11 protein-coding genes are annotated in these 13,516 nt (G+C 62.1%); 8 read left to right on the top strand and 3 right to left on the bottom strand.

The annotated features are described in order from the left end of the window. The first annotated feature begins 17 nt into the window (after nucleotides 1-17). From moaA to IVB48_RS37265, 3 genes are all read left to right on the top strand, one after another. A complete protein-coding gene (moaA, locus tag IVB48_RS37275) occupies nucleotides 18-1,052 on the top strand; it encodes a GTP 3',8-cyclase MoaA (protein ID WP_247360364.1) in 1,035 nt (344 codons plus the stop codon). A 169-nt stretch (nucleotides 1,053-1,221) separates the two neighbouring features. Then, nucleotides 1,222-1,803, top strand: coding sequence for a TRAP transporter small permease subunit (locus IVB48_RS37270; RefSeq protein WP_247408083.1), 582 nt, complete (start codon nucleotides 1,222-1,224; stop codon nucleotides 1,801-1,803). Nucleotides 1,804-1,830: 27 nt separating this feature from the next. Further along, on the top strand, nucleotides 1,831-3,486 hold the full coding sequence (locus IVB48_RS37265; RefSeq protein WP_027569407.1) for a TRAP transporter large permease subunit: 1,656 nt from the start codon (nucleotides 1,831-1,833) through the stop codon (nucleotides 3,484-3,486). 78 nt (nucleotides 3,487-3,564) lie between these two features. Here IVB48_RS37265 and IVB48_RS37260 read toward each other — a convergent pair whose 3' ends face one another. After that, nucleotides 3,565-4,653: a TRAP transporter substrate-binding protein gene (locus IVB48_RS37260; RefSeq protein WP_027569406.1), complete on the bottom strand. Its 1,089-nt coding sequence runs from the start codon at nucleotides 4,651-4,653 to the stop codon at nucleotides 3,565-3,567. 278 nt (nucleotides 4,654-4,931) lie between these two features. Between IVB48_RS37260 and IVB48_RS37255 the strand changes: the two genes are divergently transcribed. Next, the gene (locus IVB48_RS37255; protein WP_247408082.1) at nucleotides 4,932-6,233 is read left to right on the top strand and encodes a M20/M25/M40 family metallo-hydrolase; all 1,302 of its coding nucleotides are present in this window, start codon (nucleotides 4,932-4,934) and stop codon (nucleotides 6,231-6,233) included. Nucleotides 6,234-6,324: 91 nt separating this feature from the next. Here the strand turns inward: IVB48_RS37255 and IVB48_RS37250 are convergent, their stop codons facing one another. Together IVB48_RS37250 and IVB48_RS37245 are read right to left on the bottom strand one after the other, a co-directional pair. Continuing rightward, nucleotides 6,325-7,716, bottom strand: a complete 1,392-nt coding sequence (locus IVB48_RS37250) for an ATP-binding protein (RefSeq protein ID WP_247408080.1) — start codon at nucleotides 7,714-7,716, stop codon at nucleotides 6,325-6,327. A 1-nt stretch (nucleotide 7,717) separates the two neighbouring features. Then, nucleotides 7,718-8,392 (bottom strand): response regulator transcription factor, encoded by a 675-nt coding sequence (locus IVB48_RS37245; protein ID WP_027569404.1) that lies wholly within the window; start codon nucleotides 8,390-8,392, stop codon nucleotides 7,718-7,720. Between the two features lie 352 nt (nucleotides 8,393-8,744). On the opposite strand from IVB48_RS37245, the gene IVB48_RS37240 reads away from it, so the two are divergent. The 4 genes from IVB48_RS37240 to IVB48_RS37225 all read left to right on the top strand — a co-directional run bounded on the left by IVB48_RS37240 (nucleotide 8,745) and on the right by IVB48_RS37225 (nucleotide 13,494). Continuing rightward, a complete protein-coding gene (locus IVB48_RS37240; RefSeq protein WP_247408078.1) occupies nucleotides 8,745-9,806 on the top strand; it encodes a class I SAM-dependent methyltransferase in 1,062 nt (353 codons plus the stop codon). A 135-nt stretch (nucleotides 9,807-9,941) separates the two neighbouring features. After that, a complete protein-coding gene (locus IVB48_RS37235) occupies nucleotides 9,942-10,799 on the top strand; it encodes a metal-dependent phosphohydrolase (protein WP_247408076.1) in 858 nt (285 codons plus the stop codon). A 250-nt stretch (nucleotides 10,800-11,049) separates the two neighbouring features. Beyond that, nucleotides 11,050-12,108, top strand: coding sequence for an alpha/beta hydrolase (locus IVB48_RS37230; protein WP_027569401.1), 1,059 nt, complete (start codon nucleotides 11,050-11,052; stop codon nucleotides 12,106-12,108). Between the two features lie 384 nt (nucleotides 12,109-12,492). Beyond that, the gene (locus IVB48_RS37225) at nucleotides 12,493-13,494 is read left to right on the top strand and encodes a sensor histidine kinase (protein WP_027569400.1); all 1,002 of its coding nucleotides are present in this window, start codon (nucleotides 12,493-12,495) and stop codon (nucleotides 13,492-13,494) included. Nucleotides 13,495-13,516: the final 22 nt, after the last annotated feature.

Genomic DNA, 13,516 nt, shown 5'->3' with positions numbered 1-13,516 from the left:
GTGACAAGGCATTTGGTATGAACGGACTTTCCGCGAGCCCCCGCGCCGCGCTGTCGAGCGCGATGACCGATCCGTTCGGACGGACCATCTCGTATTTGCGCGTCTCCGTCACCGACCGCTGCGACCTGCGCTGCTTCTACTGCATGTCGGAAGACATGACGTTCCTGCCCAAGGCGGACCTGCTGACGCTGGAGGAACTCGACCGGCTCTGCTCGGCCTTCATCGCCAAGGGCGTGAAGAAGCTGCGGCTCACCGGCGGCGAACCGCTGGTCCGCCGCAACGTGATGACGCTGGTGCGCTCGCTGTCGCGGCATCTCAAGAGCGGCGCGCTGAGCGAGCTGACGCTGACCACCAACGGCACCCAGCTTGCGAAATACGCCAGCGAGCTCGCCGATTGCGGCGTCCGCCGCATCAACGTCTCGCTCGACACGCTCGACCCGCAGAAGTTTCGCGAGATCACCCGGTGGGGCGAGATCGACAAGGTGCTGGAGGGCATCGAGGCGGCGCGCGCTGCGGGCCTCGCGGTCAAGATCAACGCCGTTGCGCTGAAGAACCTCAACGAGGACGAACTTCCCGACCTGATGCGCTGGGCCCACGGCAAGAGCATGGGGCTGACGCTGATCGAGGTCATGCCGATGGGCGAGATCGGATCGGGACGGATCGACCAATACCTGCCGCTGTCGCTGGTGCGCGCGCGCCTCGCCCAGCAGTTCACGCTGACGGATCTGGCCGAGAGCACCGGCGGGCCGGCGCGCTATGTCAGCGTCGCCGAGACCGGCGGCAAGCTCGGCTTCATCACCCCGATGACTCATAATTTCTGCGAATCCTGCAATCGCGTGCGCGTCACCTGCACGGGAACGTTGCACACCTGCCTCGGCCACGAGGATGCCTCCGATTTGCGCAAACCTTTGCGTGCATCGGACGACGATTCGCTGCTTGCGGATGCGATCGACCGCGCCATTGGGCTCAAGCCCAAGGGCCACGACTTCATCATCGACCGCCGCCACGACCGCCCCAGCGTCAGCAGGCACATGAGCGTCACCGGCGGCTAGCATCGGCTGGCCGGCCGCGGCTTATTCCCCTTAACTATCAACAAACTTCCGATTGACTGGCGGCAAACTCGCTGGTTTGGTGCGGCTGCCTCATGCCTGCGCGGCGAGACAAGCCAACGCGCCACTCGGCGCAGTCAAGACGGCCGGGGCAAATCGGGGAGGACCAATCTTGCAAGCGCTCCTGAAGCTGAGCAATGGAATTGACGCGTTCACACGTTGGACCGGCAAGCGTTTGGCTTGGCTGATCCTGCTCGCAGTGATCATCTCGGCGCTGAACGCGATCATTCGGAAGACGTTGGACACGTCCTCCAACTCGTGGCTCGAGCTGCAATGGGTGCTTTTCAGCATCGTGTTCCTGCTGTGCGCGTCCTGGACGCTGCTCGACAACGAGCACATCCGGATCGACATCTTCAACAGCATGATGCCGAAGCGGGTTCGCAACATCATCGACATCATCGGGCACATCTTCTTCCTAATACCGCTGACCGTTGTCATGATCGTCACCGGGGTACCGTTCTTCCTGCGCTCACTCCAGATCAACGAGCAATCCGGCAATGCGGGCGGCCTGCCGCAATGGCCGGCCAAGTCGCTGATCATGGTCGGCTTCGCCCTCCTGCTCGTTCAAGGCATCTCCGAGCTGATCAAGCGAATCGCGATCATGCGCGGCATGATCCCGGACCCACACGAGTCGCAGGTGTCCGCACTGGAGGCCGAGGTCGAGCACCTCGTCGAAGCGATCGAAAAGAAGTAGCCGTTGGCGACGGTTTAGGGGGAAGTCATGACCGCGTTTATTATCGCCAATCTGGCGCCCATCATGTTCGCGACGCTCGTCGTCGTGCTGCTGCTCGGCTATCCGGCGGCATTTTCGCTCGGCGCCGTCGGCCTGTTCTTCGCCATCATCGGCGTCGAGCTCGGACAATTCCACCCGGACTTTCTCCAGGCCCTGCCGGAGCGCGTCTACGGCGTGATGAACAACGACACGCTGCTCGCCATTCCCTTCTTCACCTTCATGGGACTGGTGCTCGAGCGCTCCGGCATGGCGGAGGATCTGCTCGACACCATCGGTCAGTTGTTCGGCACCATCCGCGGCGGCCTCGCCTACGCGGTGGTGTTCGTCGGTGCCCTGCTCGCGGCGACGACCGGCGTCGTGGCGGCTTCGGTGATCTCGATGGGCCTGATCTCACTGCCGATCATGCTGCGGTACGGCTATGACCGCCGCGTGGCGACCGGCATCATCGCGGCCTCCGGCACGCTGGCGCAGATCATCCCACCCTCGCTCGTTCTGATCGTGATGGCCGACCAGCTCGGCAAGTCGGTCGGCGACATGTACGAGGGCGCGTTTATTCCGGGCTTGGTGCTCGCGGCCCTCTACGCGGGGTACGCGTTCCTCGTGACCTTGATTTTCCCGAACGCCGCTCCGGGCCTGCCGAAGGAAGCCATCGGCTTCCGCGAGGAAAGCGGTGACCGCGGCCTGAGGTCGCTGGGCGTGCTGTTCCTGGCGAGCTGCGTGTTTGGCTGGTTCATGATGCGGAATTCGGAGACTCACGGCGCCGACTTCGTCGTGCTCAGCATGTTCTTCGGCATCCTCTTCGCCTTCTTCGTCGCGATCGCGAACTGGGCCATCGACAAGCTCACGGGCTTCCGTTTCCTCTCGAAGATGGCGCAACAGACCACCTTCGTGATGGTGCCGCCGCTGTTCCTGATCTTCCTGGTGCTGGGCACGATCTTCATCGGTGTCGCGACGCCCACCGAAGGCGGTGCGATGGGCGCAGCCGGCGCCCTCATTCTCGGTGCCATGAAACGTCGGCTAACCTGGGACCTCGTTCGTCAGGCGGTCGAATCGACGGCAAAGCTCTCCGCCTTCGTCGTCTTCATCCTGGTCGGGGCACGCGTATTCTCGCTCACCTTCTACGGCGTCAGTGGCCACGTCTGGGTCGAGCACCTGCTGACCTCCCTACCCGGCGGCCAGGTTGGCTTCCTGATCTTCGTCAACGCGTTCGTGTTCGTGCTGGCGTTCTTCCTCGACTTCTTCGAGCTCGCCTTCATCGTGATCCCGCTGCTCGGGCCCGCGGCGGAGCATCTCGGTATCGACCTGATCTGGTTCGGCGTCATTCTCGGCGTCAACATGCAGACGTCGTTCATGCACCCGCCGTTCGGATTTGCGCTGTTCTATTTGCGCTCGGTCGCGCCAAAGGAACGTTATACCGATCGCGTCACCGGCAAACGCATGGAGCCGGTCACGACAGGACAGATCTATTGGGGCGCGGTTCCGTTCGTCGTCATCCAGCTCATCATGGTGCTGCTGGTGATCACGTTCCCGTCGATGGTGATGCACTACAAGGGCGTGCAGTCCACAGTCGATCCCAACAGCATCAAGATCGACATTCCCCAGATCGATCTGCCGCCGCTCGACTTCGGCCAGCCGAAGCAATAGCGCCCGGCCCGCCGCAAAAAAGAAAACCCGGAGCTTTCGCTCCGGGTTTTTTTCGTTTAGGCGGATCGCTCCCGGCGATCAGCTCTGCGAATTGCGCGCCATGAAGTTGTCATAGCCGACTTCGGCGACCTGGAACCACTGATATCCGTTGTTCGAGAACGCGGTCAGCGATTCGTAGACCTTCTTGAAGTCCGGGTTGGTGGCCGAGACTTCGGTGTGCAGTTCCTTTGATGCCTTGAAGCAGGCCTGCATGACCTCGGGCGAGAACGGATGCAGCTTGGCGCCGGCCGCGAGCAGGCGCCGCAGCGCCGGCGGATTGGCCTGGTCATACTTCGCCATCATCCAGTTGTTGGCGTAGTGCCCTGCCTGCTCGAGGATGCTCTGATAGTGCTTCGGCAGCGCATTCCACTTGTCCTGGTTGACAAAGGCCAGAAGCATGGGCCCGCCTTCCCACCAGCCCGGGAAGTAATAATGCGGCGCGACTTTCACGAAGCCGAGCTTCTCGTCGTCATACGGTCCGACCCATTCCGCGGCGTCGATGGTGCCCTTCTCCAGCGCCGGATAAATGTCGCCTCCGGCGATCTGCTGCGGCACCGCGCCGAGTTTGGCCATCACTTTTCCGGCGAAGCCGCCGATGCGGAATTTCAACCCGCTGAAGTCCTGGGGCGTCTTGACCTCCTTGCGGAACCAGCCACCCATCTGACAGCCGGTGTTGCCGGCAAGCAGCGAGACGACGTTGTACTTCTTGTAGAACTCGTTGAGGATCTCCCTGCCGCCGCCCAGTGTGTACCAGGCCTGGTTGATGCGCATGTTCGGTCCGAACGGCACCGACGATCCGAAGGTGAAGGTCGGGTCCTTGCCAAAATAATAGTAGGACGCGGTGTGGCCGATTTCGCAGGTGCCGTTCTGCACGGCATCGAGCACCTGGAGGCCCGGCACGATCTCGCCGCCGGCAAATGTCTGAATCTGGAATTTGTTGTCGGTCGCTTCCGCGACCATCTTGGCCATCATCTCGGCACCGCCATAGAGCGTATCGAGTGATTTCGGCCAGCTCGTCGGCATGCGCCATTTGATCTCGGGCGTCGTCTGCGCGATCGCTGGAGCGGCGAGCGTCGCGACACCCGCCGCACCAAGCCCGGTGACCTTGATGAAATCTCGTCTTTTCATGATTTCCTACCCTGATGGATTGTGACGGTGAGCCTTCTTGCCGAGGCTTGGAGGCCAGCATGGAACATGTGTCGTCCGATTTCCATCCCTCACGATGTGAGGGACGAAAATGCTAGCTCCCGCACCCTCCGATTCTACGACTTTAGGCTTAGGCGGCGAGCGGCCCTGCCTCTCGACATCATGTCCGCCTCGGCCCGGCATGACGGCTGCGCCGGGCGCGTGACAAGCGCCGGAAACACGGGCATACCGCGCCATCCCCCAACCCAAGGCCGCCACGCATGCCTCGATCGCACCCTGCTCCATCGCTCGTTGGTCCCTTGATCGCGTCGCTCTGGCTGGCCTGTGCTGCAATGCCGGCCCATGCCGAGCCCGGCGCGAATGTCATGGCCGACGTCCATGCGCTGGCGCAAAAGGAGCAGCAGCCGCTGCTCGACACGCTGCGCGATCTCGTCAGCATCGAATCCGGCAGCAAGGATGTCGAAGGCCTGAACCAGATCGCCGAGCGCGTTGCCGGCCAGCTCGAGCAGCTCGGCGGCACGGTGCAAATCCTGCAACCCACAGACGTCTATCGCCTCGACGACACACCCGAGAAGATCGGCCCGGCCGTACACGCCGTATTCAAGGGCACAGGCAGCAAGAAGATCATGCTGATCGCCCACATGGACACCGTGTACCTGAAGGGCATGCTGAAGGATCAACCGTTCCGCATCGACGGCGACAAGGCCTACGGCCTCGGCATTGCCGACGACAAGCAGGGCGTCGCGCTCATTCTCCACACCGTTGCGTTGCTGCAGAAGCTGAGCTTCCGGGATTACGGCACGCTCACGGTGCTCACCAACGGCGACGAGGAGATCTCCTCACCGGGCTGGCGCAGCACCATCACCAGGTTCGCCTCGGATCAGGACGTGGTGTTCTCGTTTGAAGGCGGCGGCACCGACGGCACGCTGCGGCTGGCCACCAGCGGCATCGGCTCGGCCTATCTCACGGTGCAGGGCAAGTCCTCGCATGCGGGCTCACGGCCCGAGGGCGGCGTCAACGCGCTGTACGAACTCTCGCACCAGCTGCTGCAGATGAAGGACCTGTCCAAACCAGAGCAGGGCCTGAAACTGAACTGGACGGTCTCCAAGGCCGGCACCAACCGCAACGTCATCCCGGCGGAGGCCACGGCCCAGGCCGACGCACGTGCACTCAAGGTCGCCGATTTCGACGACCTCGAGAAGACACTTCAGCAGAAGATCAAAAATCACCTGCTGCCCGATTCCAAGGTCGCGCTGAAATTCGAGGTGCGCCGTCCGCCGCTTGAGGCCAACGACGCCTCACGTCGCGTCGCGGCCCACGGCAAGACGATCTATGGGGAGCTCGGACTGCCCCTCAAGGTCGACGAGAAGGCGACCGGCGGCGGCACCGACGCGGCGTTTGCCGCACTCAAGACCAGCGCAGCCGTCGTGGAGGGCATGGGTCTGTCGGGCTTCGGCGCGCATTCCAACGATGCCGAATATGTGCAGCTCAACAGCATCGTGCCGCGTCTTTATCTGACCACGCGCATGATCATGGATTTGTCCACCCGCAAGCTGAAATAGCCGTCGCTTTCGCCTTCTCCCCTCATGTCCGCCGAAGCCTTGGCGAAGGCGCGGATGCGGGAGAAGGTGGCGCGTCAGTGCCGCACCGCGTTCAAATCAACGTCGCCGACTTCTCCGCCAGCCTGAACCGCAGCGTGAACTGCGCGCCGCCCCCCGGAAGATTCTCCACCGCAACCGTCGCCGCGTGATCATCCGCTACGGCGCGCACGATCGAGAGCCCGAGGCCGGCGCCGTCGCTGCGCTGGCGGTCGGCGCGCCAGAAGCGAAGGAAGATCAATTCGCGCTCGGCTTCCGCAATTCCCGGTCCGCAATCGCGCACGCGCACCGCACCATCCTCGCTTACATCGACATCGACCGACGTGTCCTTTGCCGTGAACTTGATGGCGTTTTCGGCGAGATTGAAGATCGCGCGCTGGAGCATCACGGAATTGCCGTGGATCAGCACCGGCGCCTCGGTGCCCCTCAGCGCGATGTCCTTGTGCTGCGCGATCGCGAGCGGCGCGATCGAACCGACCACCTCGGCGCAGACCGCGCGCAAATCCGCGGTCTCGCCGGGATCGAGCACCAGCGTGTCGAGCTCGGCGATCTCCAGCAGCTGCGCGACGATGCGGCTCATGCCCTCGATGTCGGCATGCAGCGCCTGCCGTGCAGCGCCGTCGCCGAGCGTCTCGATTCGCGTACGCAGGATCGCGAGCGGCGTGCGCAATTGATGCGCGGCGTCGGCGGTGAACTGCCGTTGCACCCGAAAGCCGTCCTCGAGGCGGTCGAGCGCCTGGTTGACGGCGGTGACGAGCGGCATGATCTCGCGCGGGATCTGCTCCGTCGGCAGGCGGATGTCGGTGCGCGCCGGACCGATATTGCTTGCCTCCTCGGAGGCCTTCCACAGCGGCGCGACAGCGCGGCGAAAGATGATGATGTCGATGGCGAGCAGGACCAGCAGGATCGGAATGGTGATCCACCCGACCCGCCGGAAGAAGTTCGACACGATGTCGTCGATGATGACGTCGCGGTGCGCGAGGTCCTCCGCGACGCGAATGCGTATCACCTTGCCGTCTATGGTGCGGGTGACGCCAGCGCCGGAAATCGTCTCGGAGAGCGGCGGTGGCGCGACCGTGGCAGTGCCGGTCTTGCGACGCGACGAGAACAGCAGATGTCCCTCGGCATCGCGAATGTCGTACTGGTAGCGGCCATAGGCTTCCGAATATAGGCCCTTGAGACTGTCCGGCAGGTTGAACGTCAGCAGCCCGTCGGGCTGGACGACGATGCGCTCGGCCAACACCTCGGCCTGGGCGCGCATGGCGTCGCGGTGCAGCTGGTCGATCTCGGAGTTGAGCAGCCAGAACAGCACCAGCGGCAGGAAGATCGCGACCACCGCGACCGCCACGATGTGCAGGAACACGATGCGCCAGATCAGCGATTTGAATGTGGGCGACCTCGCATGGATCCCGGCGCGGAATCCGGCCTGAGATCCGATCCGGGCCACGCTATTTCTCCTCGGCCATGAGATAGCCGACGCCACGGATGGTGTGGATCACGACCTTGGCGCCGTGCTCGGCGAGCTGCTTGCGCAGCCGCGAGACGTAGACCTCGACCGCGTTGGAGGCGACCTCGCCGTCGAGGCCGAAGATGTGGTCCTCGACGTTCTTCTTCGGCACCACCCGCCCCTGCCGGCGCAGCAGGATCTCGAGCACCGAGGTCTCGCGCGCGGAGATGATGCGCGGCTGGTCGTCGACGAAGATCTGGCGGCTTTCGGTGTCATAGACAAGGTTGGCGAGGCGCAGCGAGCGGCCGAGCAACTGGCCCGGACGGCGCAGGATCGCCTCCAGCCGCGCCACCAGCTCCTCCATCGCGAAAGGTTTTGCGAGATAGTCGTCGGCGCCGCTGCGCAGGCCGCTGACGCGGTCCTGCAAGCCGCCGCGCGCGGTCAGCACCAGCACCGGCAACGGCTCCATCTGCCGGCGCAGCTCGCGCAGCACCGACAGGCCATCGCCGTCGGGCAGTCCGAGGTCCAGGATCATCGCGGCATAGCTGACGCTGCTGACCGCCTCGCGCGCTTCGGCGACGCTGCCGACGATGTCGCTCTCATAGCCGGCCGCCGACAGCCCGCCGGCAACGAGCCGCGACAGCTCGGCATTGTCTTCGACGATCAGAAGGCGCATCGCATTTTCCCGCGGGATGTTCCGGTGCAAGCACGGCTCGCGCCGCATCTACGACCTCTTCCACCATCCGCACGATTTCGGCCAGAACACAAGCGAGCCCGGTTTCGCTTTTAACTTTGTCAGGTTGGTGTAAGCTAGTCGGGCCGGTGCCCATATGGCCGCGCATGTCGGCTGCTGGGCTGCAGGCAAGGAATCCGCGGCTCGATCAAACGTTACCGCTTCTGGCCCATTCTGACATCAAGCGGCCCACGGCTATTCGCCGGAACGCGAACCCTTTCATGCTTCCGATCCGCCGGTCGCCCTAGGCTTTTTGGATAACGATGAGGCTGTTCTCAAAGAGGAGGAAGCTGCAATGCGTGAACCAGACCTTGAAAAGCTGAACGCGCTGGTGGGAAAGCTGGTCGGCGACCTCGGCATCGCGCTTGGCGGCGCCAGCATACTGCTCGGCGATCGCCTCGGACTCTACAAGGCGATGGCGGATGGTGCCATGATCACTCCGTCCGAGCTTGCGAAGAAGACCGGACTGCATGAGCGTTACGTGCGCGAATGGCTGTCCGGACAGGCCGCCTCCGGATACATCGACTACCATCCGGAAAAAAATGCGTTCTCACTCTCGGCGGAGCAAGCCATGGCGTTCGCCGAAGAGGGGTCGCCAGCCTTCTTTGCAGGCGCATTCGATGTCGTGCAATCCACCTATCTCGACGAACCCAAAGTCGCCGAAGCGTTTCGAACCGGGAAAGGCGTTGGTTGGCACGAGCATTCGAAGTGTCTTTTCTCCGGCACCGAACGCTTCTTCAGGCCGGGCTATAACGCCAATCTGGCTTCGAACTGGATTCCGACGCTCGAAGGCGTCGAAGCGAAACTGAAAGCCGGCGCCAGGGTAGCCGACGTCGGATGCGGCCACGGCGCCTCTACGATTGTGATGGCGCAGGCCTACCCCAATTCAGAGTTCTTCGGGTTCGATTACCATAAGCCTTCGATTGAACGCGCCAAGGTCCTGGCACAAGAAGCGGGCGTTGGAGACCGCATCACGTTCGCGCAGGCCAGTGCCAAGGATTTTCCAGCCAAAGACTATGATCTGGTGGCGTTCTTCGATTGCCTGCATGACATGGGCGATCCCGTGGGTGCAGGCAAGCATGTCAAGGAAACGCTAGCCAAGGATGGGGCTTGGATGATCGTCGAGCCGTTTGCTCATGACAATCTCAAGGACAATCTCAACCCGGTCGGATGCGTCTACTATCACGCCTCGACATTCATTTGTACGCCGGCATCACTGTCTCAGGAAGTGGGCTTGGGGCTCGGCGCACAGGCCGGTGAAAGCAGATTGCGTCAAGTGGCGACTGAAGCGGGCTTCAAGCGCTTCCGCCGCGCCACCGAGACGCCGTTCAACATGATCTTCGAAGTGCGTCCTTGACCGATCCGGCCGTTGCCTCGGTCCTGCAAGCCGCCGCGCGCTAATGGACAGATGCCCCGGCGTCGCCGCGCGCGCTAGCAACTTCTAAGTCGGTATCGCATTGGTCCGTGCCCTGACGAACTGAGGAGCTTGCCGGTGATAACGATTCCAGAACTGACGTCCCAGGCGCTCGGTGCGTTCCTGATCTCGGAGACAAGAGGCCGCTTCGGCTCGTCGCATGCCAACTTACCGGAATTGCTCCCCTACGCGGCAAAGCTTGCCCTGGAATGTATCGGCAACAGCGATGCATTATACCACAATGTCGAGCACACGTTGTTGGTCACGCTGGTCGGGCACGACATTCTGATCGGCCGCTCCCTCCTGAGGCCGACGACGGCGACCGACTATGCTCACTTCATCCTGGCCTGTCTGATTCACGACATCGGCTACGTTCGGGGAATAATCCATGGAGACCAAGAGGGAGCCTATGTCGTTGATGGTACCGGCCGAACGGTGGAGTTGCCGATCGGCTCCTCCGATGCAGCGCTTGCACCCTATCACGTGGACCGCTCGAAATTGTTCGCCGCGGAGCGTCTCGACGCCGTCGACCAGATCGACGCCGCTCGCGTTGCCAGGGCCATCGAGTATACCCGTTTTCCCTATACGGACGAACCAACGAGCGAACTCAAGGATGACTTGGACGAGGAGGAAGGTTTGCTGCTCCGCGCCGCTGATCTGATTGGTCAGCTCGGCGATCCGAACTACATGAAAAAGTCAAATGCGCTCTTCTATGAATTTGAGGAGATCGGGCTCAACAAATCGCTCGGATACGCCACGCCCGCGGATGTGGTGTACAAATACCCTCAATTCTACTGGACCAAGGTTGCACCCCAAATCCAGGCTGCCATCCGCTGCTTGAATGTAACCTCGAGCGGACGGCAATGGATCAGCAGCCTGTATGGCAATGTCCTACGCGCTGAGCGAGAAGTCAGACTGTCTGGTCCACAGCTATAGATCGGCGTTCTAAACCGTGGTTTTCGGCAAAGAGGCCGGCGCGGCCTGAGGGGGCGCCGTTATCGGCTACTCGCGCCCCGTATTGCACGCGCGAGTCTGCACCAACGCCAGAGGCCGTTCGCCGGAACCTCGCGCCGGCTCGGACGTCTGCTTTTCATCGAGGAACCAAACACCCCGCATCCCCGTTTGCCTCGGCTGCAACATTTCTCACTTGCATGAGGCGTCGTGCAGACCACCGAAGGTAATGCACATGCGGGTTGCACGACGAACACGTTCCCCCTCGCTTCTGTCCGACTGCCTGGCCGCCCTCACGCGACATCCGGGCGCCACCGCATTTGCTGCCGCAGGTACTCTCATCGCGGCTACCGCAATCATAAACCGGCGGCTCGCGAACAAAGCGCAACGCGATAATCCTCCGCAGGGGCGGTTCATCGACGTCGAGGGGGTCCGCCTGCACTATTTGGAACGCGGCAGGGGCAAGCCGCTGGTCTTGTTTCACGGCAATGGCAGCATGGTCCAGGATTTCGACGCGAGTGGATTGATCGATCTCGCGGCCGAGAACTACAGGGTCATGGTGTTCGATCGTCCCGGTTTTGGGCATAGCTCGCGGCCGAGGCACGTCGTCTGGACCCCGGATGCCCAAGCGGACCTGTTCAAGAAGGCGCTCGATCAGTTGGGGGTCTCTCAAGCGATTGTCCTTGGCCATTCGTGGGGAGCGTCGGTTGCGGTTGCGCTGGCGACAAGACATCCCTCGTTCGTGCAGGCTCTCGTGCTGGCCTCGGGCTATTATTTCCCGACTCCCCGCGCGGACAGCGCCGCGTCGGTGCTGTCCGCCCTACCAGTGGTCGGGGACGTCATCAGCTCCACGATTTCGCCGCTAGCCGGTCGGATGATGTGGCCCGCGATGTTGCGCAAGCTGTTTGGCCCCCGGCCGGTCCCGAACAAGTTCGCGGGCTTTCCGAAAGAAATGGCGCTCCGCCCATCACAGATGCGGGCCACAGCGGCTGAAGCGACGATGTTGATCCCCGCCGCATTCTCAGGTTCGAAGACTTATGCAGAGCTCAAGATGCCGACGATCATTATCGCAGGCCAGGACGATCGTCTGATCGATATCAAGCAGTCGGTCAGGCTGCACGGCGAGGTCAAGCAGAGCAAATTGCGCCGGATCGACGGAGCGGGACACATGATTCATTATTCCGCAACCGCTGACGTGATGGCAGCCATCGACGAAGCTGCTGCCGAGGCCGTGTTGATCCATGGAAAAGAGGGTCCGGGCGTACAACAGCCCCGAGAGACTACCGGCGCCTGACGGGCAGATTGTTGGCGAGAAAGCGGCGGCACGGAATTTCCGAATAAGATGCCGAGCGCCCCGAAGGACGTGATGACCCGGCATAGCGCCAACGGTTCGTGGCGATGCCCATCGGTTCGTAGATGTGTTCAATCGGCACCAGCTCAAATTGCTGAATGAAGGTTCGCGAAGCAATGCGTAGTCGCAGACGAACAGCGCCACTTATGGCCGTCGGCGAGCCTCATGGCTCGTTTGAGGATCGCTTCTGAGCCAACTCGGGCACGGGACCACACTTCAACCTGCCCTCCCGGTCGAACCGAGACCTTTTCTACGGGGTATGGTATCTGTCGATCGCCCGTCGGCAGAGATGCCGATCTGGTCGGATCAGCAGGAAAGCAAAGCGCGATGTTTCCTAGCCAGGTGACGATGCCGTTGTGGCACGAAAAGCACCTTCGGGCTGCCACTCGCGCGGCCGGTGTCGCTCTATGGTCCTGGAACGTTGATACCGACGCCATCACCATGGATGAACCCGCGTACGACCTCTGGGAGGTGTCCAAGGACGAGCAGAACATTACGTTCGAAATACTCTCCAAGAGTATCCACCCGGCCGATCTTGAGAGGGTCAGATCAGCATTTGCGGCTACTCGCGCAGTCGTGGGCTCTTACGAGATCGATTTTCGTATTCTAACCGGAAGCGATATTCGTTGGATTTCCGCTCGGGGCCAAGGCGACGACGCCGACATAGCGGATCGAACTATGTTCGGTATTTTCCTGGATGTCACCCAACGGAAGCAAGCTGAGGAAGCCAACGAGCTACTGGCGGGCGAGATGAGCCACCGGCTGAAAAACCTTCTCACCGTCGCAACGGCGCTGACTCAAATCAGCTCACGCTCGGCAGCATCAAAAGAAGATATGGCCCAGGAGCTGACCAGCCGCCTGATCGCTCTTGGACGTGCTCAGGACCTCGTTCGCCCGGTACCAGGACAAAACAGAGGGGGGACGCTGCTTGGAGACCTCATCTCCGTTCTGCTTGCGCCGTACGACGAGGAGGGAGCCAGTGTTCGTATTCGCGTCTCGGTCCCCAAGATGAACGTGGGAGAGGCTTCCAGCACAGCACTCGCCTTGGTGATGCACGAACTGGCAACCAACTCTGCGAAATACGGTGCGCTGTCGCTTTCGAGTGGCACCTTGGACGTATCGTGCAACGCCCACGAGGACGAGGTGTTGGTCAAGTGGACGGAGCGGGGTGGTCCCCCTGTTGTCGCTCCAACAAAGCTCGAAGGCTTCGGAAGCCAGTTGGTGCACCGAAGTATGGCCGCCCAGCTTGGCGGGGCTATAAGTTTTGACTGGTCGGAAGAGGGTGTGGTGATCATCCTGCGCATGAGCAAAGACCGCCTTGCGAATTGATGCTCAGCTGATTTCCCGCGCC

It is taken from the genome of Bradyrhizobium sp. 76, from assembly GCF_023073025.1.
Classification (GTDB): Bacteria; Pseudomonadota; Alphaproteobacteria; order Rhizobiales; family Xanthobacteraceae; genus Bradyrhizobium.
This window is presented reverse-complemented; position numbering and strand designations above follow the sequence as displayed.

Coding starts and splice junctions, on each gene's coding strand:
- IVB48_RS37260 (WP_027569406.1), bottom strand. CDS start 4,653: ATGAAAAGACGAGATTTCATCAAGGTCACCGGGCTTGGTGCGGCGGGT.
- moaA (WP_247360364.1), top strand. CDS start 18: ATGAACGGACTTTCCGCGAGCCCCCGCGCCGCGCTGTCGAGCGCGATG.
- IVB48_RS37225 (WP_027569400.1), top strand. CDS start 12,493: ATGTTTCCTAGCCAGGTGACGATGCCGTTGTGGCACGAAAAGCACCTT.
- IVB48_RS37230 (WP_027569401.1), top strand. CDS start 11,050: ATGCGGGTTGCACGACGAACACGTTCCCCCTCGCTTCTGTCCGACTGC.
- IVB48_RS37265 (WP_027569407.1), top strand. CDS start 1,831: ATGACCGCGTTTATTATCGCCAATCTGGCGCCCATCATGTTCGCGACG.
- IVB48_RS37255 (WP_247408082.1), top strand. CDS start 4,932: ATGCCTCGATCGCACCCTGCTCCATCGCTCGTTGGTCCCTTGATCGCG.
- IVB48_RS37240 (WP_247408078.1), top strand. CDS start 8,745: ATGCGTGAACCAGACCTTGAAAAGCTGAACGCGCTGGTGGGAAAGCTG.
- IVB48_RS37245 (WP_027569404.1), bottom strand. CDS start 8,392: ATGCGCCTTCTGATCGTCGAAGACAATGCCGAGCTGTCGCGGCTCGTT.